General features: G+C 41.9%; 15 protein-coding genes. 3 read left to right on the forward strand and 12 right to left on the reverse strand.

The window, feature by feature from the left end:
- Positions 1-150: 150 nt before the first annotated feature.
- The 7 genes from CBS1_RS04170 to CBS1_RS04200 all read right to left on the reverse strand — a co-directional run bounded on the left by CBS1_RS04170 (position 151) and on the right by CBS1_RS04200 (position 9,170).
- Entirely contained in the window at positions 151-2,208 is a 2,058-nt protein-coding gene (locus tag CBS1_RS04170) for a S8 family serine peptidase (protein ID WP_241685568.1), read from the reverse strand.
- Positions 2,209-2,225: 17 nt separating this feature from the next.
- Complete coding sequence (locus tag CBS1_RS04175; protein ID WP_090221955.1) at positions 2,226-4,196, reverse strand: Ig-like domain-containing protein; 1,971 nt, start codon at positions 4,194-4,196, stop codon at positions 2,226-2,228.
- Positions 4,197-4,392: 196 nt separating this feature from the next.
- Positions 4,393-5,400, reverse strand: a complete 1,008-nt coding sequence (locus CBS1_RS04180; protein WP_090221957.1) for a M42 family metallopeptidase — start codon at positions 5,398-5,400, stop codon at positions 4,393-4,395.
- A complete protein-coding gene (locus CBS1_RS04185; protein ID WP_090221959.1) occupies positions 5,400-6,479 on the reverse strand; it encodes a M42 family metallopeptidase in 1,080 nt (359 codons plus the stop codon). The genes CBS1_RS04180 and CBS1_RS04185 overlap by 1 nt, the downstream gene beginning before the upstream one ends.
- Positions 6,472-7,116 carry a septum site-determining protein MinC gene (gene minC / locus CBS1_RS04190; RefSeq protein WP_090221961.1) on the reverse strand — a complete coding sequence of 215 codons (645 nt, stop codon included), beginning with the start codon at positions 7,114-7,116 and terminating at the stop codon, positions 6,472-6,474. The genes CBS1_RS04185 and minC overlap by 8 nt, the downstream gene beginning before the upstream one ends.
- A 32-nt stretch (positions 7,117-7,148) precedes the next feature.
- A complete protein-coding gene (locus CBS1_RS04195) occupies positions 7,149-8,222 on the reverse strand; it encodes an HD domain-containing protein (protein ID WP_090221962.1) in 1,074 nt (357 codons plus the stop codon).
- Positions 8,223-8,390: 168 nt separating this feature from the next.
- A complete protein-coding gene (locus CBS1_RS04200) occupies positions 8,391-9,170 on the reverse strand; it encodes a GGDEF domain-containing protein (protein ID WP_090221963.1) in 780 nt (259 codons plus the stop codon).
- Between the two features lie 146 nt (positions 9,171-9,316).
- On the opposite strand from CBS1_RS04200, the gene CBS1_RS04205 reads away from it, so the two are divergent.
- Genes CBS1_RS04205 through CBS1_RS04215 form a run of 3 tightly spaced genes read left to right on the forward strand, consistent with a single transcriptional unit; the run spans position 9,317 to position 11,957 of the window.
- Positions 9,317-9,700 carry a type II secretion system protein gene (locus tag CBS1_RS04205; RefSeq protein ID WP_090221965.1) on the forward strand — a complete coding sequence of 128 codons (384 nt, stop codon included), beginning with the start codon at positions 9,317-9,319 and terminating at the stop codon, positions 9,698-9,700.
- A gap of 29 nt (positions 9,701-9,729) precedes the next feature.
- A complete protein-coding gene (locus CBS1_RS04210) occupies positions 9,730-10,275 on the forward strand; it encodes a hypothetical protein (protein ID WP_090221966.1) in 546 nt (181 codons plus the stop codon).
- Between the two features lie 32 nt (positions 10,276-10,307).
- Positions 10,308-11,957 carry a hypothetical protein gene (locus tag CBS1_RS04215; RefSeq protein WP_241685569.1) on the forward strand — a complete coding sequence of 550 codons (1,650 nt, stop codon included), beginning with the start codon at positions 10,308-10,310 and terminating at the stop codon, positions 11,955-11,957.
- A gap of 67 nt (positions 11,958-12,024) precedes the next feature.
- On the opposite strand, the gene CBS1_RS04220 is transcribed toward CBS1_RS04215, so the two are convergent.
- The 5 genes from CBS1_RS04220 to CBS1_RS04240 form a co-directional block, all read right to left on the reverse strand.
- A complete protein-coding gene (locus CBS1_RS04220; protein ID WP_033191978.1) occupies positions 12,025-13,740 on the reverse strand; it encodes a methyl-accepting chemotaxis protein in 1,716 nt (571 codons plus the stop codon).
- A 145-nt stretch (positions 13,741-13,885) separates the two neighbouring features.
- Entirely contained in the window at positions 13,886-15,457 is a 1,572-nt protein-coding gene (locus tag CBS1_RS04225; RefSeq protein WP_090221970.1) for a hypothetical protein, read from the reverse strand.
- A gap of 35 nt (positions 15,458-15,492) precedes the next feature.
- Positions 15,493-17,598 carry a S8 family peptidase gene (locus CBS1_RS04230; RefSeq protein WP_090221971.1) on the reverse strand — a complete coding sequence of 702 codons (2,106 nt, stop codon included), beginning with the start codon at positions 17,596-17,598 and terminating at the stop codon, positions 15,493-15,495.
- Positions 17,599-17,633: 35 nt separating this feature from the next.
- Positions 17,634-19,112, reverse strand: coding sequence for a sensor domain-containing diguanylate cyclase (locus tag CBS1_RS04235; protein WP_090221973.1), 1,479 nt, complete (start codon positions 19,110-19,112; stop codon positions 17,634-17,636).
- Positions 19,113-19,223: 111 nt separating this feature from the next.
- Positions 19,224-20,948, reverse strand: coding sequence for an ABC transporter ATP-binding protein (locus CBS1_RS04240; RefSeq protein WP_090221975.1), 1,725 nt, complete (start codon positions 20,946-20,948; stop codon positions 19,224-19,226).
- Between the last annotated feature and the right edge of the window lie 126 nt (positions 20,949-21,074).

The raw sequence follows: 21,074 nt of genomic DNA on the forward strand, positions 1-21,074 counted from the left end.
TTCATGCAGTAGACGGATTTCACTCAATGTACTTCTGAACCATTCTTGGCATCGATTTTTCAATCACTGAACTCGGAACAAAATCCTTGTACAATAAAAAAAACCGATGGGGGATTACCCCACCGGTTTGTTTTTGGCAGAAGTTATGCCTTAGTTCTTTCCAAAAACTGTCCACCAAGCAAATGGTAAATCAAAGTACATGTAACCAAAGTAAGAACCTAATTCATCAAGAACAAGTCCTTCACTTTCACCTTCTGGTATTTGTACAAACACTGGTATCTCGTGTCCGTTGATCGTTGCTGTACCTTCAAGTGTTATGTCAGTACTTGCAGGAGTGCTCAGGGCAACAGAAAGCAGGAGTTGGCCTGAGTTTTCGCTGAGAGTCTTTTTGTTAGTGTTGTAAGGTAATTCGAACACTTCCTCTGTTAAGAGGTTTTCAACAACAATCGATGCGCCACTAAGCGGTGTTTTAAATTGTAACGTGAAGGTGGATTCGAATTTGTACGTTTTTGTTGCGTCCGCTGTCAGGTTGATTGTATCGTTTGTCTGCCTTTCTTCCTGCATTCGGAGTGCTGTATAGTAAGCCATAAATCCTTCTGGCGCCTCACATCTTTCGTAACTATCTGGTCCGCCGATGATTACTTCGTATTCTCCTGCGTCGATTGCTGGGAAGTGTGCGACACCGTTTGCGTCAGTCTTTGCGTAGTATGCGAAGTATTTCCCGACGATATTCTTCTTGAGTGTTACAAATACAGATGGAACTGTCCAGCTTCCGTATGCATCGGTCACGACTATGTCAAGTGTTGCTCCACCGGCTGTTGGAAGCGTTCCAGAAAGTGCACGCTTTGCGTTAACAAGACCGTATCCTGAGTAGTGGTCAAAGCCAGGTTCGTCAACATCTATGGCTGTTTGCTCAATGAGCTTTCTTACCTGCCACGGTTTTGCGTTAGGATACTTTTGCAAAATCAAAGCGACAACGCCGGTTACGTGTGGTGCAGCCATGGATGTTCCACCGTAATAGTCGTAAGTTCCTCCGTTCAGTTCAGAAATTACGCTTTCACCCTCGTATCCTAAGCTCTCTGGAAGAGGGACTGTCGAGAGAATGTTCACACCAGGTGCACCAATGACAACAGAATCTGCCTTTGTTGAGAAACCTGTTGTTTTGATATTCCCACCATTGTACTCAAGTGCAGCAACTCTTATAACCCCTGGATATCCTGCAGGATATTTGTGCTGAACTTTTGAGTAATCGTTACCTGATGAAACAACCATAACAACTCCATGGTCCATTGCATAATCGAATGCAGCTTTCATCGTGTGGCTATATCCAGAGCCACCCCATGAATTGTTCATTACTTTTGCTCCATGCTCAACCGCCCAAACAACACCTGCTGCGACAAAATCATCACCAACGTAGCCGTTTCCACCAACAAGTGCTGGATCATCAAAAATCACTATCGGCATTATCTTTGCACCCGGTGCAACACCGACGATGCCTTTACCGTCTTTCTTAGCAGCGATGGTACCTGCTACGTGCGTACCGTGTGCACCGCCGAACGAGGAATCTGTTCCAGCAGGAAGTTCTTCATCAAAAGCTGGTCTGTAGCCGCCAATAACTTGCCCTTGCAGGTCTGGATGCGTTCCATCAACACCACTGTCGACAACGGCTACAATTACACCAGTACCTGATGCCTCAGCCCAAACTTCCGTTGCACTGACAGCCTCAACACCCCAAAGTAGTGGGCTAAACTCTTCCGTTCCTCTTGGAGAAGCACTGCTCAACCTCGGCTCGAATTTCTGCAACTCTGTGTCCCTTTTAACTGGAAGTGGTTCTATAAGTTCTCTCTTGTAGCTCGGCTCAACGTATCTTATACCTTTTATCTTAGCTTGTTTTATCTTAGCATACGCATCTGCTACTGTTCCGTTGAATTTTATCGAAATCATCTTAATCTGTGGAAGGTCGACAACAATCTTACCGTTGAGCAGTTTTACAATCTCAAGTGCGCTCTCTCGTGATTCGTAGCCAACAAGGATTTTACCTTCTGTATATTCACCAGGGATAAGCTCACCAAACAATATCGGTGAATTAACTTTCGAGGCATTTGGAGCTTTATTGGCATTATTATTCATCTGCGGTGAACAAGCGAACACAAAAAGCAGTACAACGGTAATAGCAAAAACCAACAATGCGCTGCTGATTTTTCTCATCATCTATCCCCCCCTTCTTAATTCTTACCAGTTGTGAATGTGTAGTATACGGATGGCTTTATAGTCAGAGAACTGCCAAGAAGAACACCAGTATCATCCGCATGGATTGAATATGCAATCGTTCTGAACTTTAAGTTTGGATCAGACAAACCTAAACCATTGTATATCTTTTGCGCCCAAGCATGTCTGAGTGTCCAGTTGTACGTTTTATTTGCTTGAAGTTTGTCGTAAGCGTAAGCGTCTTGCAGTGCGAAGTCCATCCAGTACGGAGGATTTCCATTTGTATTTCCTATAAAGTAATCGCTGAACTTAATTTCGACTTCTTTATCAGGAACAGTGAATCTGTAGTAAGAACTTGGTTTAACTCCAAGGCTGTAATACGCAACATCATTTTGGATATAGTCGTATACCCATATGCTATAAGTATAGGTGAGGGACGTTGTTGGTGATTCTTCATCTGTCGGTTCATATGCTTCAAGGCCTTTGAATTTCCACTTAAAGACCGTGTCTCTTGGAACGTTCGTAGAACCGTTTGTTGGTGATACAACTTCTATGTTGAGAACTGGCAGTGGTGTTATATGTCCAATAACCGTTGGTGTTGATTCAAGACCGTCGTAAACGGAAGATACTGCATACCAAGTCTTCTTACCGACTTCAAGAAGCGGAGAGGAATCTCTATAGTAATAGTAACTTTCTGGAAGTATCGCAACAGGTGTCCAATTTTCTCCATCAAACGATCTGTAAACTTTGTACGCTTTTGGTTTCGTTGCACCAGAGGTTGAATACCATCTTCTCCATCTGATTTCTATCCAGAGGTTTGAATCGTCGTCTGGAGCGCCCGCCGGTTCGATAGTGTTACCGGATGCATCTATACCTTTCAGGTTTTCTGGAACTTTTGGTACAGAGTAGTATTCAACCGCTTGTCTTCTTGTGTATGCGTACAAGTCGTACTGAGTTGTGTAATACGTTGTATTTCTTTGCACCATGTATGGAATAATACCAGTCGCAGGTGTTCTGACAACATTAAGCCAAATTATCTTTTCGACTTTGTTATCGTTGTGGTCATAGACATCAACTATGAGTGGCACTTCACCTTCGAACTCAGCAACAGACAAAACGCCTTCCAATTGATTTGAGGCACTTACATACAACCTTGGAGCAGTGAAATAACTTGTCCCTGGTATTCCGTTGACCTTCGCGTATATAACGTTGACTCCAGCGTTAAACTCAACTGGAGTTGCTGTTACCACTACGTAAATGCTGTTGAGCGTTAAATCCGTTGCTGGATCCACTGGTACTGTTTTAGTGCTGTTAGTATAGAGCGCCACATCAATATCAATCGGAATCTCGGTCGTTGTCTGGGCAGCGGAAGCTTTTCTTAACGTTGTTGTTATTTCAGTTGTTTGATCCCTCAAACATTTCATGCCAAGTATTGTGGTTCTTGCATGACCGTTCTTGGAGATAAATACGTTTAAGAACTCTTTTTCTGCATCGGACCTGAATAATACTGTTGCTACTCCTTTATTGTTACTGTATCCTACACCCCTAAGATTTCCACTGCTATCTTTTACTTCAACCTTTGCACCTTCAACAACAGGACCTGAGTTATACAGAGCGATGTTCACTACCAACGTTCCAGAATGTTGTACGATTACTTTAAACGATTTTTCTGTTTTTGCACCTGCTTTGTCGACTGCTTCGACCGTTATAGTATATTCGCCGACTTCCGTTGGTGTCCATGTGTAGACACCATTCGATATGGAACCTTTTCCTGATGTTTTCAAAACTATCTGGTCAAGGTTGTTGTCTGGATCACTAACGTATGTTTTTAGATCGACGTTCACAGTTTGCCCCTTCAGTATGGTCTGATCTGGGATCGTCTTCCATACCGGTGGTTTGTTGAATAGGTTACCTACCTGCTCACAGCTGGTGAGTGTGAGCAGCAAAAACAACATGATACTGGCTGCTAAAAATACCACTTTCTTCACACTAATCCCCCCTCGTTTTAGAGATGTGGTATTGCGGGCTTGGTAATTTGAGGACTTTCGTTTAGCTTCCCCCCGTTAGCTTTGTTTGTTAGGAGTGCAAATTGATTATACTATTTTTTACGTTTTAATGTCAATACCATCCGCCTTTGTTTTTTGAGTAATATTTCAAAAAACGGCACATCGTTGTAAACCTTTGTTAAAAGTCTTTCCTTCTAAGAAATTCCCTCAACAATGCGAGTGTATGCTCATAGTCTTTTTTGTTGATTATCGACACCGGTGAGTGTATGTATCTTGCCGGTACTGAAACAACGCCTGCTGGGATGCCCGTTAGTGCGTACCTTCTTGCGTTCGTTCCACCAACGGTGCGCATTTTGTATTGGAATGGTATGTTGTTCTGCTTTGCTGTCTCAACGAGTTTTTCAAATATCGTCTGGTTTACTACGTATCCGCTGTGCATGAATGTGATGGCTGGTCCGTCTCCAAGATGTGTGGACCAAAGCTGTCTTTCAAGTTCAGGGTCATCACCGCTTGTTGTGGTCTCAACTGCAATTGCGATGTCTACGTTGAGCTGTTCGGCTATAATCGCCGGTCCTCTTAAGCCGGTTTCTTCTTGAACGGTGAACGCAAAGTATACGTCGTGGTCTGTTTCTATGCCTTCTTCTATTAAGTCCATTAATACACTGCAACCACACCTATCATCAAGTGCTTTGGCGATTATGTAATCTCCCCGCTCTTCGTATGATGTCACAAACGATACGTAATCACCGATTTTTACTAGTTTTTCAGCTTCGGCTTTCGATTTTGCTCCGATGTCTATTTTAAGTTCGCTGTATTTAGGTGTGCTCAGATAACCATCCCTTTGCAGATGTATCGCTTTGTAGCCGATAATACCGATGACGTCTTTCCCAACTTTCACTTTCTTGCCGATTACAACCCTCGTATCCACACCACCGACTGGTGCGAATGAAAGTGTTCCATCCTCGTTTATGTTCGTAACCATGAACCCCACTTCGTCCATGTGTGCATCAAGCAGTATCTTTTTGCCACTACCTTTGCCTTTTTTGAGTGCTATCAAATTTCCCATCCTATCTGTAATTACCTCATCGACTTTTCCAGAGATCTTTTCTTTTATGTACTCTCTGACGTTATCCTCGTTTCCCGATGGACCTGCAAATTCTGTTAAGTCTTTCAGGTACTTAAGCATCATTCTCCCTCCTTAGCAGAAGCCGAGTCTTTGCTTGGTTCTTCAATACCAATTTCTGGAAGGTGCGCTGCGCAGAATGCAAGTAGTTTTGCGGTGTCTTCAACGTCTTTCACAAAGACTTTTTCATATGGGTTGTGCATGTATTTCAGAGGAATGGATACAAGCGCTGTTTTGACCCCGATTCTTGTGAGCTGGACTTCGTCTGTGTCTGTTCCAGACCTTCCTGCTATCGGTTCTATCTGTGTCTTTATGTTGTACTTACCTGCTACTGCATTTATGTGCTCCACAAACTTTTTGTTCGTTACAGGTCCGATGGCAACAGCTGGTCCTTCACCCATTTTTATTTTTGGATAGCCCGGAACATCCTCGTCTCCGTGTGTTACGTCGATGACTACACCGTATTCGATTTCAGATATGTACGCGCCGCTTTTCGCCCCGGGGCCTCCAATTTCTTCTTGCGTGGAGAAGATGTAGTAAATTTGGGCATCTGTTCTGATTTTGCTCAAAAGTTCAGCTGCTTTGATTATTGCGACACAGCTTGCCCTGTTATCGAGTGCAGGTGCGAAGATCGTTCCATTTTTTTCAAAGCCTTCAACATCGAGTGTGACTAAATCTCCAATTGAGATATCCTTCCAGTTTTGATTCATCGTGACATCCACAAAGATATGATCGTAGTCTGGTACCTTTTTCGATTCTTCAGTTGTCTGAAGGTGTGGCGGCATGAATCCGATAACTCCCCTGAGTTTACCTTTTTTTGTGTGCACCCACACCTTTTGGCTGATTATCGTTTTTGGATCCCAACCGCCTACTCCAGAAAGCCTCAGAAAGCCGTCTTCGTAGATTTTAGTCACAACGAACGCGATCTGGTCAGCGTGAGCAAAAAATCCCACTTTTGGACCAGAACCTTTCTTAACGCACACCAAACTACCCATGGGTGTTCTGAAACACTCATCGGAAAACGGTTTCATTATCTGCTGGATTTCGTTAAGTACCCCATCTTCGTATCCCGACGGTCCGGGTATGGATGTTAACTTCAATAATAATTCGTTTGTCTTCAGTTCAACTTGTTTGTCAGCCAAGTTCTATCCCTCCTATCTTTGTATCGTATTTTCCAACCTCTATTCTTCCTGCTTTTACGTGTAAAACAACTGGATAGTTGAACTTCTCCGTAAACGTGCCTTTCAAGTCTGAAATTTGGACAAAAGGCGACTCAAATGAAAGTGCGATGATTATAGCCTCTCTGCCTTCGTTTATCCCCGCCCTTACCGTTCCTTGACATCTACCGAAGATGACAACACTACCACCGGCAACGATTTCCGCACCGGCGTGCAGGTTTCCGACCAAGATAACATCCCCGGAATGGATGATGCTCTGCCCGCTTCTGAGGTTTTTCTTAACAAGTTTTGTACCAGAGCGCGTGTCACCTTGGTTGACCATATCGACTTTCTTTTTTATTATCACATCGTCTTTCCCTTCCGAGCCCATCAGAACATGCGAGATGGTCAGTCCAAGTTCTTGGACCCGAGCAACGATCTTCGGGATGTCCGAGATGTGTTTTTCGTGCTCTTCGACCAAAAGCATGATTTTATCGCCCTTGGCAAAGAAATTGCCCATCGATTTTACTTTGTCCTCCACTTTCTGGAGCACATCAACGATATCCGTGTAATCTTTTATGTACAGCACCAATCCATCCTTCGTCATCTTGAAATCTACCATGCCTGTTCTCCTCCACCAAGTTTTTATTAAGCTTAGAAAATCACGCTTTCTATTTCATCTATCCACTGCGAAACGTCTATTGGAGAGGTTTCTTTTATCAGTTTTTTGAAATTGAAGAAGTTTTCCCGAAAGATTTCTATCTTGTTTCCTGAATCTATCTCCACAGCACATTCTAAGAGCGCAGCAAGGTAGTCCGCTGTTCTGACTATTCTGCCGGCTTCTCCAGAAAACGGCTCTACAGCCCAGTCGATGTATCTTTTGAGCGCAGACAGAGTTTCACATCCGCTTATCCACTCAACCATCATCTCTTTTTCGACATTTGACACAAGTTCATCAAGCCCAGGGACTTTTTTCTTGGTGGGTGTTATCACATCGCCGGTGAAAGCTTCCGGCAAATCGTGAAGGATGCTTTTGACGATTACTTCTTCGACACCTTCGAATTCGGAAAGCTTGGCTATTAGGTAAGCCATCGTGACAACCGCGAACGAATGCCCACTGACACTTGTGCGGACATTCCTGTGCGTTCTGTTCCAGCGGACCATCGATGTGAGGTTGACAAGCGGGCTCCAGACGTACTGTGCTATCTGCCAGTATTTTTCCATCTCGCTTGGTGGAATATTTTCAGCCATTCTGTCGATTTTTTCTTTCAGTTCCCTGAGAGGCTGGTTGTAATCGTAGAGCTTGCCATTTTCGTAAGCTTCCAGATAGCTTATGTAAAGGTCGGCAAGTTTGTCAAGAGGATTGCAGTCAAGTACTTGGGGCACAAGTACGTTAACAGTCTCTTCGTCTGCCATGACCTTTAAATCGTCGAGTGCTTTCGTTCTTACTTGGTTCCACACATCCGGTGCAAAGCGCTCGATACGCTCTTTGAGCTGTAGGGAAACGTCTGAAAGCACGATTTTAGGCAGCTCACGAGAAAGTCTCCAGCGAAGGCTGTTTTCAATTAGTTGTTTTTCTTCGTCGTTAATTGTAAGGAAGACAAAAGAAAGGAAGAGCGTGTTGAAAGAGTTCTCCGCTTCGGTAAACCTAAGGAGCGCTGGTCGGTTGTTCCAGCGCTGTATGGTGAATAAATTCGATAAGGAAAATAAAAATGTTCCCTTCCCCAATTATGACCACCCCTTTACGTTCTTTAATAGATTATATCACATGATGGTTGGGAAAGAGAACATTGAAATAGGCATACAAAACCGTCTTTTAAGTGAAGCCCCCTGTAAGTTTGGAAAATCTTTCGAAAGCTTATGAAAACACTTTCTTTCAATTGTCTGGTTGGAAAACTACACTCTTTTTTTCTTTTTCTCTTCGTACATTCTCTTATCGGCAAGTTTCAGAATTTCGACTAAGGTTTGCCCTTGCTCGATGCGAGCTAGTCCATAAGAAAATTCAACACCACAACTACTTCTTATCCTCTCAAGCAAACCGTTGGGATTTTCTGAGTCTACGAAAAGAACAAACTCGTCTCCTCCGTATCTGACAAGAAAATCTGTTTTTCTCATGTTGTTCAAACACGCTTGTGCGAATTCTTTTAAGGTTTCGTCCCCTTTTGAATGCCCAAATGCATCGTTGATCGTCTTCAAATCGTCGATATCGATAAATACTACAAACGCCGTTCTGCCGGTTCGCTGAACACTCTCCACCGCACTCTCCAGGATTTTCATCCCTGCCGTTCTTGTGTACGCCCCGGTGAGATAATCGTACAACGCCATTTTTGAAATCTGCTGATGCTTTCGGATATTTCTGTAGTGCAGTTCACAAATGATTGAAGCTGAATTTAGAAGTTCGATGTCCTCTTTGGAGATCTTTGAGAAGTAAACTATGATTTTTACGTGCTCAGAGTCAAAATGCAGAGGGACACCTAAATTGGTGCCGAGTATTTTAACGAAGTTAGGGGTCATTACCCGGACTCCGTTTGCATTTGTGTGCACATATACTGCCTTTGCAAGTTTATCAACAAATTCCAGTTCGTCCAACTCGGTTATGAAATCAACCACCAACATCGTTAAGTTCGGTATTTGACTTGACGTTCTCAAAGAAATCAATTCTTCAAACTTTTCCATGCTTTCAGCTCCAATGAAGTTTGTTTTTCCTTCCTGAACAAATTATCGTCTAACTTGGTCTAATATTTTAGAAGGCATGTAAGAGTGGGAAAATTTTTCGGGATAATGTAGTAAAATTTTGTTAAGGTGACCAGGGGGTGAACTTGATGAATAAGTTGTATTTAAAAAGAGGTTTTTCCTTAACCGAAGCTCTTGTTTCGTTATTACTTATCGGCATCGTCTTTGCCGTTATTGCAAGTGGGTTGTCGGTTGTTCTTCAGTCGATTTCGATGTTATCAAACCAGCAACGTGTAATTGAGTTGGAGAATTTTATTGCAAGGTATGTTTACATGTTAGGTACACAGAATGCGCAGGTCAACATAGAAAACATAAATAGAGCGTTTTATCAAGGAAGCCAGCTTTCTTATCCCAAAGTTACTAATGTTCAAACCACAACGGTTGGTCAATATTTTACAAAATATACTTTTACTATAGAAACCTCTCCAAGTAAATTCCAACCGTTCATTGTGTACCAGTACAAGCCATATTAATCAAATCTTTGCGAAAGCGGGGTGTTAAAATGGATATAACTCTTTCTGGACTAATTGCATCGATGGTCGTTTTGGCTTTCATAATTGGAATGTTAGGGTTGATAGTTAATATCACGTTGAGTGTCTTAAATGAGCAAAAAGAATACGCGAGTTTTTACTCGGAAGTGCAAACCATAACATCGCTCATCGATAATCTGCTAACTCAAAGTGTTTGGAATGATGACTGGCTGAATACCGATAAAAGCCCCAATCAAAACGAAATTGATCCGAATGGTAGATATATAAGTTTAGCGTTCTTCGCTCCCTCTGGCTCAGGCGTTGTCGCCAGAGAAATGGAGTTGAAATTCGATAAGAGACCTGAAGATAATAAGATTGTTATTAAGTTCGATGGTAAAACTATTTACACATGCTCGGAAAGAATAGAAAGTATAACGATCGCTCTTCAGACAAGAGAAGATAATGGCGTGATAACCGACCCGAAGTATTTGGAGTTAAAGTTCACCCCTCGAAGTCAAAAGTTGAAAAGGAGAGAATTTGTAGTTCCACTGCTCACAGCTCTAAGTAGCGCATCGTGAAAAGTATGAGAAAAATCGTGGGAGGGATGCTCATGAAAAGAAAAGGTTTTATAACCGCTTTAGTGCTCATTTTTCTTTTAGTTGGAAGCATAACACTTTTGGCGCTGTACGAACTCGTCGCGAATTACCGAACGAATATCGTGAGAACACACATAAGTTCGCAACTTGATGTTGATGCACTCAACGTGCTCAACACGGGTATCGGTTACATCCGAACCCGTTCGGCTGGGGTATTGGGATTCAACATCGTGTACCAGAATCAAGTTCCACAATGGTATGATACATTTTTGTCAAGGCTCGGCGCGGAGTGGAAGGGTTTCTTCCAGACAAATGTGCTGAGTAACAATTCGTTTGCGATAGCCACAATAACAACTACAAGCGCATCTGCTGAGGATAATGTATTGAGAGATGAGCTTAGAAACTATCTATCATCGAGGAATCTAGACAGCATTTCCATATACGCCTTCAGAACTACTTTCCCTCTAACCGTTATGCTTGTTTCGAAAGTTGAGAAGAAGAACCTGGTAACGTACGCATACGGAATCGTGACTTCAAAATTACTCAATCAGTACATATACTTCACAAATAGAGAAACAAGACCCGATGGTACAACGATATATTTCATAAAAGATGAACTGATCGATGGACCGCTGAGAAGTCATGATTTTATAAACATAAACAACGCTGGTGGAAGACCGACGTTTAGGTCAACAATAGAAGTAAGGGGAATAAAGGACAGGAACGGGCAAGTTGTTCCAGAATCGAATTACGGTTCTCACGCAAACCTGCTCGGCAATCCACCATACCGCATACTAACTCAGCAAGATATTGATGCACTTAATTTTTCTGCCATCAAGGATGAATACCGAAGAACGGTCAACGACCTTGTTCGTGATTACAACACGATAAAAAACAATCCAAATGTACTGAGTGGGATAAAATTCACCGGGGATGTAAAAGTAAGCTTCAACCACGGTCAAGGCGCAACTAATTACGACGTTATGATTTCTCAAGGAAATACAGACTACATTATCACATGGAATCCTGAACCCCCGCACGCAAGACTCACAAGACGTGGCGGTGGTCCTCAGGAAACAATTAACATACTTTTTAATGGGATAATTTACGCAACTGGAAATATCACCGTAGAAGGGCAAACCAAACTTTCCACTTACAAAGGAGCGTATACTCTGTTCTCTGAAGGAGATATTGTCTTAAAACAGCGCATAATACCTTACGAAACGTTCAGAGACCATTTTGGAGCATCTGAACACGGACAAAACGGTGAATTAGTTAGTCAGTCAAAAATAGATCAAATCAAAAATTTTGTCAACTCCAACGAAACTTCTGCTTTGAATCTTGTTGCGATAAACAACATAAGAGTTGGTGAAAAACTGCAAAATATGAAGATATTCGCAAGCCTTTTTGCCTTTGATGGGTCGTTCCAAGTAGATGGATACAACCAAGGTAGCTCAGCAGGTCAGCTTTTTGTTTTTGGGAGCATAATGCAAAACGTCAGGGGGCCTGTTGGAACGTTTAATCCATCTACCGGGGATATAGTGACGGGTTATCGTAAAACGTACGTGTACGACCCAAGGATAATCACCGGTGCTTTTCTGGCGTACGGAACACCAACTCGCTCACAGACCGTAGCTTTGAAGGTCTTGGGATTAGTTAAATGAGGTAGATAGGTTCTATGAATCAAAAACCCCCACAACTTGTCGTGGGGGTTTCAGTTTTATCAGTTCACTAAACTTTAAACTTTCCTATTTCCGAAATTAATCTATCGACAACAGCTCTCAGTTTGCTTATCTGCTCACCGATACGTTCTATTTCACTTATACTCCCACGCGTTTTTTCAAGTATCATTTGTCCACTTTCCTCAATTCCTTCCATACTGTGAACGATTTCTGTCGAAGCTGACCTCATTTCTTCTGCACTTGCTGTTTGCTCTTCCGAGTGAGCAGCGATGCTGTCAATTAAATTGGTGATGTCTCTGACCACTTTTGCAATCCTTTCAAAACTTTCAGAGACTTTGTTGTATCCCGATTCGGTCTGCTCAACCTCTTTGTAAAGTCTTTCAATCTGCTTTTCCAAAACTTTTGAATATTCGTCCACAGCAGATATGGTAGAGGTAATAGTATCGGTTGATGCTTTTGTTTGCTCTGCCAGTTTCCTAATCTCGTCAGCAACTACAGCAAAACCTCTTCCAGCTTCGCCAGCTCTTGCAGCTTCAATTGCAGCGTTTAGTGCGAGTAAGTTCGTTTGCTCAGCTATCTGGCGAACCGTTTCTATTATACTCCCAATATTCTTCGTCGCATCGGCCAGGTTACGGATACCATTTCTCAGTTCTTCGTACTCCTTTACAAAGCCAGTTGTCAATTTTCTGACACTTTCCAGCTCGCTACTTCCGTATTCGGTCTTTTCTTCAAGTATCTTTGCAAGAGAGGCGGCATTAATAGAAATCTTGCTCAGACCTTCAGCTTGACTGGACAGTTCTTCAATTGTTGCATTTATTTCTTCCACTGAGCTTGTGATTCGTTCAATAGCTTCCTGCTGCTTTTCTATGCTGTTTAAAAAGACCCGCGAATTTTCTTCGTACTTTGCAAAGAGCTTTCTGAATTCCTCTAACGATTCCTTCGTTAGAGTCGAAGTTGTTTTTGAATCCTCGATCAATTTGGCTATGCTTTTTGTTGCATAATTCAACATAGAACCGATTTGGTAAAACTCATCAACAGATGAAATTTCAACGTTAAACGTCAGATCACCCGCAGCGATTTTTTCAAAAGAATGTCTCAAAATCGGTAGGCTTTTCAATACTCTGCTTACAAGTACGATTGTCACTATTGCAATCAGAAAATTCAGTACAATACTTATCAGGACCAACCTTCCTTGTACCGACTGGTCTAACTGAAACCTCAAAGTAGCGTACTTTAGCAAAGCCGGACCTATCCAAAGCGAGACAGACATAACACCTACGCTTATTTTCAGCGTGGTTGGAATCATGAACTTGTCAAATACTTTATCTGGTACACTTTTTGCAATGTTGAGTTTTGAGTAGATAAAAATCGCAAGCGCAACTATGTTCATATTAATTGCGAGTGCGCCTGAGAGCCTCAAAATAAGTGAGCCTTCAGGTAGAGGTGACAATTTGTTGGCCACTATTCCAACTACAGTGGCTGCTACGATATTAGCCACGAACAGCACCACCGATGTGTAGATTGAAACATTGAATCCGCTCCCGTTCAGTGCTTTTAAAGCGTTGCTTCTAATCAGGAACAGCACTACAGGAAGCGTTATCAGAACCGCAATCATATATCCTATCACCATGTTCAGTATCGGGTAACTCCCGATGCCTGTAAAAACATAGTAGCTGAACATCAAAGCAGGGAAATCGATTAAGAAAACGACTATCATTATAAGTTTTGTGAGCGAACTTACCACACGGGACCTCACATCTTCCATACAAATCACCCCTTTTCGTGAAATAAGCGTATTATCAGGAAGAACTCTCTCTATTAAAATATTAAACCACGAAAAGGAATAAACCACAATCGTTTACTAAGTTTCACATTTGAAACCTTTTTATAAAGGTCAACAACCCAGAGTCCTACTCAGAACCCGTTACGAATAGGTAGTATTTTTCAGGCGCGATTACCATAGGTGCAACTTTGAAGTTGTAATCGCAGTTAACTGAGAGTGAAACCGAGTTGTTTTCTCTGTCCTCCCACATTGCTGCTATGAGTTCCGGTGCCCATTCGTAAGGTTTCCCACTCTGTAATTTTCCATCTGGAAGCTTATACCATGAATAACTTGACAGAGCTATCGAAACGTGTGAGGACTCACTTACAAAGTATGTGTCTTCTATTAGTGGATAATGGAATTGTCCACTGTTTACAGTAAGGTCGTACAACCAAATGTCGTAGAGGTATTTGACTTTGCCTACGTATTTGTCCACACCGGCCATTTTCCAGCTGAAAGTAGGTGTTAAAGACACGTTTGTGGCTCCGTCCGTCGGTGAAACGTCGGTAATGTAAACCATTGGAAGCGGGACAACACTGCCAAGAAACGTCTTTGGTCCTTCCAAATCACCATATTTCGCACTAATCGAATACCAAACCCTGACATCAGGTAAGTTATTGTATGTGTCGTAATATGCATTCTGCTTTGAACCAACCACGGAGAGTCTTTCGTACTTTTGACCGTCGTATGATTTGTAAATAACGTATCCGTCTGGTTCATTCGTCCGGCTTCTTTGAGTACTATCGCTCCATTTTTTCCAAACGAGCTTCACGTAAAGATTCGTAAGTTTTTCTTTTGAATCGTACGATTCACCAATCTCGGTTGAATAGTACTTGACGGTGGTGTTTAGATGGTAAGCGTACACGGAAGGTTGTTGAGCTTCAACGATGTATGGTACAATCTTTAAATCCGTCGATTTGATTATGTTCAGAGGAACCACTATTTCGTATCTGTTGTCGTTCACATCGTATGCATCGATAAATAGGTACGTCTTACCCGAAAATGGTGTAAGTTCCAAATAGCCTTCAAGAACATCAGATTCAGCAAACAACCTCGGTGAGCTAAGGTATTCTGCACCTGGCGGATTGCCAAGTTTTGCGTACATAAAAGCTATGGGGAGTCTTGAAACTGTGCTTTGCGCTGATATGTATAACTTTGGCAGTCCGAAAATGCTATAAACTCCATTCTCATCAGGAAGCAATTTGGAGAGTTTTCTATCAGAAGTGTATATATCAAATGATATGTCTATCTCGTTCGTGTTTTGCTCTCCGACCAGAAATTTCGGTCTTCTCAAAGTGGTGTTGAGTACAAGTGGGGAATGTATGTTTAAAACCTTTATCGTAGTGGTTGCGTACCCATCTTTCGAAATTCTTATCAAATAAGGACCGGAATATCGCGGTACTTCGAACCGAGCTAATCCACTATTTGTCTTTTTCTTGTCGATTACACTTCCGTTTTTAATAACCTCGACAATAGCATCCTCAACAGATGGACCGCTGTTGTATTCCGAAACGAACAGAGATATCTGAACATCATTTGCATTGGGCCTTCCAGCATTGAGGAAAACACAAGAACTAAGAGAAAGTAGCGAAAGTGGTAAAACCACTGTTAGTAAAACATAAGAAGAATAGTTTGTCCATAGTTGTCTCAGCTTTCTCATTTTTCCACTCTCCACTAAATCTGCCTTTTAACCCTTTATTCCGCTTTTCCAAAAAGCGTCCACCAGGTATATGAGACGTTGTTATCCGACAAGTAAGTTTCCGTGGAATTTTTGGTTATTTTTCCATTCACGGGGATTTCTACCCCGTTCAGTGTCAACGTTCCAGAAAGTAAGATATCCGTATCAGCTTTCTGAGGCAATCTCAGCTTAATCAGATACTGTCCGCTGAGTTCTGAGAAGTCAACAAAATTTTCTTCTAAATTCATTGCTATCTCATATCCTGTTTCCGTGGGCAACTTTGTTACATCAACGAAAACAATTTGCGAATTAACAACCGCCGGTGGTGGATTCACAAGACGCAACGATGCAGATGAGGAAAACCTTACCGCATTGTTACGGTTATCAACCAAAGCCGCTTGGAAAATCACCGTTCGTTCCTCTGCTTTTCTGAAAGCTACCCTCGTTAATCCGTTTGAGTTCACTTTCGTGTCTGGACCACTGACAATTACATCGTACCTACCGGAATCTATACCGATAAACTTCGCAATACCTTCAGTGTTGGTCTTTGCAAAGTACCGAACATTGCGACCAGTACTTGAAATTCCAAGAAGTGAGACACTAACGGAAGGCACCCTCCAACTACTATAAGCATCTGTGACGGTGAGTTGATAGTCCAATCCTCCACTTGAAGGCAAGTCGTCTTCGACAGCATTAGCCTGAATGAGTCCATAGCCTGCCTTTTCATCGTAACCAGTAGTTTCAATATCCAAAGCATTTTGCTCGAGCATTTTTCTTATTTGCCAAGGTTTTGCGGTTGGATACTTTTGCAATAGCAACGCCACCAAACCTGACACGTGCGGTGTTGCCATCGAGGTACCGGTCATGAAACCGTAATAGCCTCCGTTTTCAGGTATAACGAAGCTTTGCTTCGCTTCGTGTCCATAAGAGTCTTTTTGTGGCATCGTTGAAATAATCGAAACTCCAGGTGCACACACACTTATCATCGGGCTTCCACTTGAAAAGTCCGCTATTATGTAATTCCCACCGTTGAATTCTACAGCACCGACTTGTATTACACCGGGATAGTTCGCAGGATATTGATAAGATTGTGTCGATTTCGAGTTTCCCGCTGCCGCAACTACGACAACACCTCTTTCAAGTGCGTAATCGAACGCCTCTTTCAGCGTCTGTGAATAACCAGAACCGCCCCACGAATTGCTGAGCACTTTCGCACCATGGTTGACCGCCCAAACGATGCCTTTTGCAGCGTAATCATCTCCCACGTACCATCCACCGTTGTCAAACAAAACAACAGGCATAATCTTTGCGCGTGGCGCAACGCCGACGATTCCCTTACCATCTAACTTCGCTGCTATCGTTCCTGCAACATGTGTCCCGTGCGCACCGCCGAACGATGAATCACTGCCAGCTGGAAGTATTTCATCATTCAAAGGCCTGTATCCTTCAACCAACTGCCCTTCTAAGTCAGGATGAGTTCCATCGACACCGGTGTCAAGCACGGCTACGATAACGCCATCACCATTATATCCAGCTTTCCAACCGTCTTTCACTTTAATCGCTCTGAGCCCCCACAAATATACATCGAGTGATTCACCTGTGTAGTTGGAATAATATGAGGATACCTTGGATGCAACAAGCGCTCTGTTTACCTCTTGAAGAGGTCCAATTTCAAATGGTACCAGTTTTCTAACGTATACGTACTCTGCGTAGCGTATTCCATATTTATTCTTGATTCCTTCCGTTTCCAGCAGTTGAATTGCCTTTTTCGCATCTTCGGTGATTTCTACAGAAATTACACTTATCTCAGGAATGTGGAGCAACAATCTTCCGTTCAAAAGGTTCAGGATTTGACTTATCTTTCTTACATCAGAGTACCCGATGAGTACACGATTGGGATAGTACTCATTGCCGGTCTCATCTATGCAGACAGAGGGCTTGGTGGATTGGCCTTCTTTGAGTTGTTCATATCCTTGTTTTGTAAGCGCGCAAGAACTAAGGAGCAGGAAAATCGTGAGCGTGACAGCAATAGTGACTGTAAAACAAGAAAAGATTAGGCTCGTTGAAAAAAAGCCTAATCTATTTAAAAAAGCGTACCTCACACTTTTCTCATCGCCTAACATCGTATGTTTTTCTCCTTCCTACTTTGTTTATTTTTCTAATCCTCAGCCGAATTTTCTTGCTTAGACTTCTTTTTCATCTCATACATTCTTCTGTCGACTTCTTTGTAAATATCTTCAATTGTTGCGAATTCAGAAATTTCTATCATCCCATACGAAATTGATATATTCTTTTCACCAAGTGCTTCCACTATTCTTTTCATAACTAAACCGGCATTCTCCGGCGTTGTTTCAGGTAAAACAATCACAAATTCATCACCGCCGTATCTTGCAACTAAGTCCATTATTCTGATATTTTTGTATATAACCTCAACTAGTGTTTTTAATATTTTATCTCCGTACACGTGTCCATAAGTATCATTTATTCTCTTGAATTCGTTAACATCCAAAAAGGCAACGGCTGTCTTCGAATTCGTCCTTTTGCATTTACTCAGTTCTTTTTCTAGGAACTGTTCCAAAAATAGCCTGCTGTATGCACCGGTTAGATAGTCTTTTATTGATACCTCCAAGAGTTTTTTCTTTTCATCCTCCAGCTCCTCCAATATATCGATGAACCTGAGGGCAAGAAAGATGAAGTGTGCTACTTTATCGAATACAGCAAGCGTTGCGTTCGAAAATTGTTCTGTCCCTTGCTTTTCAAATAGGATCACTCCTCTTGTTTGTCCTCTGAAGATTATTGGAACGCCGTAGATTGTGAAGTCTTCTCCTCTTATCTTCTTAAGCCTATATCCATCCCCCAAATCTTGCTGTTTTAAAGCGCTTTCTATGTGCAATTTAAGCCCTTTGTCTATGATGTACCGCGACATCGTCTTTTCTGAAGGTGACATCACAAGGCCGCTTCTATCATCTTCATCTGCGTATTTAAAATATGGAAAGTAAATCTCACCGTTGGTCCTTAGCAATCCTACTCCAAAGATATCGACAAGACCATGCTTATTAAGTATAGTCCTAATCCTGTCACCAAATTCATATAAGCTAATGCTCTCTTTTGAAATTTCCTCTTCAAAAATCTCGTTCAGCTCGGCTAATATGGTGGTTTCCAAATTTGAGAGCTCGTGAGAAACATCCCTTGTCGTCAAAACTACGTACTGTTTCCCGTCTAAAAATCTTCTGATGTACTTTATTTCAATGTACTTTTGGCCAATCTCTTTTCTCCATGAGCCGTAATACTCTTGCACATTTGCTTCACGTCGTTTTTTAATCTCAGTTATAACATCGTAAATAACAAGATACTTCTCTGGATGAGCAAACAACTCATCAAGTTCTTTTCTACTCTTTATATCGATTCCCAACAGATTCGAATGTTCCAGCAAAATACTATTAATGTACGTCAAATCGTTGTCAATCCATATGGATATTCCGAGTTTTTCTGTATCCAATACGATTCCGAAGCCCGCAAGAAGCTTGTTTAGAAATGCTTCGCTTTCGATTTTGTCTCTTAATCTGCGCTTCAGTAATACAAAAAAGATCGTAAGGATAGTTACCATGCTAATCAGAAAAACTACAAACCAAACCATTTTATCACTCCTTAAGAAAAAAATGCCAAGGCTTTAGTAACTCCTTGGCATTTATTTTATCACAAAAAGGCTGCGAAGAGCCATATTCTTTTTTTCTTCTGAAAATTTTACTCAATTTTGATTGTTATCGATCACCAGTTGCTTTTTATACATCCTCGCGTACAATCCGTCGTTTTTCAAGAGTTCATAGTGCGTGCCTTTTTCAAGTATAACACCTTGATCAAGTACATAGATGACATCAGCATTTTGGAGCACTTTTAGTCTATGTGTTATTATTATCATCGTTGAGCCCTTCATTTTATCCCTAAGTGTTTGGATGATTTCTTCTTCGGTTTCCGGGTCTACAGCGGATAGACAGTCATCGAAGATGTAGACATCCGCTTTTTTCATAAGCGCCCTTGCAATTGTTAATCTTTGTTTTTGACCACCTGAGAGCATCACACCGCGCTGCCCAACGACTGTGTCGTATTTTTCGGGGAACTTCTCGATGTCTTCATCAACTGCAGAAAGTTTTACATATTGCTTTACTTCTTCCAAATCGAATTCCTCCATAGCGAAGGCGACGTTTTTTGCCACAGTGTCGGAAAATAGGAATGTTTCTTGTGGAACGTACGAAATAAGTCTTCGAATATCTTGCGAATGTATGTCATTTATATCGATTCCGTTTATAAAGATTTTACCTCTGTCAACTGGATAGAACTTACTGATAACCTTGACCAACGTTGATTTGCCACTGCCGACAGTTCCAACGATACCTACAAACTGTCCCCGTTTCACTTCGAAATCAACACCTTTTAGCACATATCTTTCCGTTCCAGGGTATTTGAACCAAAGGTTGTTGATCGTTATATCGTCTATCCTATCTATCTTAACAGGTTTCTCAGGCTCTATCACCACAGGCTCAGCGTTGCTGATTTCCTTTAATCTTTGCAATGAAGCCCTTCCTTGCTGGATCACGTTCATGACCATACCGTACGCAGTGAGGGGCCAGACCAACATCCCTATGTAGCTATTGAACGCAACGTAATCACCGAGTGTGACCGTCCCCTTCACCACCATGGGACCTCCGACGGTTAGTGCAAGAAAGAACGCAAGAGTTCCTATGAAGTGAACAAGTGGCCACATGATACCCCATATACGTATCAACGACATCGTTGCTGTGAAATGTTCTTTGGCCTTTTTATCGAAAAGTTCTTCTATTTTCGGCAGTATTGAAAAGCTCTTTATCACCCTTATTCCATCCATAGTCTCTTCCGTGTAACCACTCAGGTCCATGTAAACATCCTGCGTGTAGCGGGACCTTTTGAATATTAGTTTACCAAAAAAGAGGGAAACAAGGATTATCCCAGGAAGTGGAATCAGGGCTGTTAATGTTAACCTCCAGTTTGTGGATGTCGCCATGAAAAATACCGTCATCGAGCTCATGAAAAGTGCATCGGTTAGTTGGACAACCCCTATTCCAAGCATCCTTTCAACCGTACTCACATCGTTTGTAAAGTACGCCATAATATCTCCGGAGCGGTGCTTATCAAAAAAGTGCATATCCAAACTTAGTATTTTGTCAAAAAGATTCTTTTTGGCGTAGTAGTCGAAATATCGTGCGCTCCCCATTATGAAATATCGCCACCAAAACCTGCCTAACAGCATGCCAAACGCTAGTGCCAATATTGTAAGCACAAGAAACCGTACTTCAGAAATGTCTCTTATACTTTGCAGCGAATTTATAGCTTTTGATATGACCTTAGGTACAAAAAGCTGTAGTAGGTCTATAACGATCAACGAGATGATACCAAAAACGTAAAAATGCCACCTCTTCTTGATGAACTCTCTAAACACTCAGCTCACTCCCATTTGAGAAGTTTCTTTGTTCAATGCACTGTATTTAAAAATTAAAAAGTTTGTTCTACGAACAATATTATAACACGAAAGTATAAAAAATGGAGCCCCAATTTTAGGGGCTCC

This window comes from Fervidobacterium changbaicum (assembly GCF_004117075.1).
GTDB lineage: Bacteria > Thermotogota > Thermotogae > Thermotogales > Fervidobacteriaceae > Fervidobacterium > Fervidobacterium islandicum.

Bases quoted from the DNA above. Each gene is read 5' to 3' on its own strand.
- minC (WP_090221961.1), bottom strand. From the start codon at position 7,116: ATGGTAGATTTCAAGATGACGAAGGATGGATTGGTGCTGTACATAAAA.
- CBS1_RS04215 (WP_241685569.1), top strand. From the start codon at position 10,308: ATGAAAAGAAAAGGTTTTATAACCGCTTTAGTGCTCATTTTTCTTTTA.
- CBS1_RS04225 (WP_090221970.1), bottom strand. From the start codon at position 15,457: ATGAGAAAGCTGAGACAACTATGGACAAACTATTCTTCTTATGTTTTA.
- CBS1_RS04230 (WP_090221971.1), bottom strand. From the start codon at position 17,598: ATGTTAGGCGATGAGAAAAGTGTGAGGTACGCTTTTTTAAATAGATTA.
- CBS1_RS04170 (WP_241685568.1), bottom strand. From the start codon at position 2,208: ATGAGAAAAATCAGCAGCGCATTGTTGGTTTTTGCTATTACCGTTGTA.
- CBS1_RS04235 (WP_090221973.1), bottom strand. From the start codon at position 19,112: ATGGTTTGGTTTGTAGTTTTTCTGATTAGCATGGTAACTATCCTTACG.
- CBS1_RS04205 (WP_090221965.1), top strand. From the start codon at position 9,317: ATGAATAAGTTGTATTTAAAAAGAGGTTTTTCCTTAACCGAAGCTCTT.
- CBS1_RS04180 (WP_090221957.1), bottom strand. From the start codon at position 5,400: ATGCTTAAGTACCTGAAAGACTTAACAGAATTTGCAGGTCCATCGGGA.
- CBS1_RS04210 (WP_090221966.1), top strand. From the start codon at position 9,730: ATGGATATAACTCTTTCTGGACTAATTGCATCGATGGTCGTTTTGGCT.
- CBS1_RS04200 (WP_090221963.1), bottom strand. From the start codon at position 9,170: ATGGAAAAGTTTGAAGAATTGATTTCTTTGAGAACGTCAAGTCAAATA.
- CBS1_RS04220 (WP_033191978.1), bottom strand. From the start codon at position 13,740: ATGGAAGATGTGAGGTCCCGTGTGGTAAGTTCGCTCACAAAACTTATA.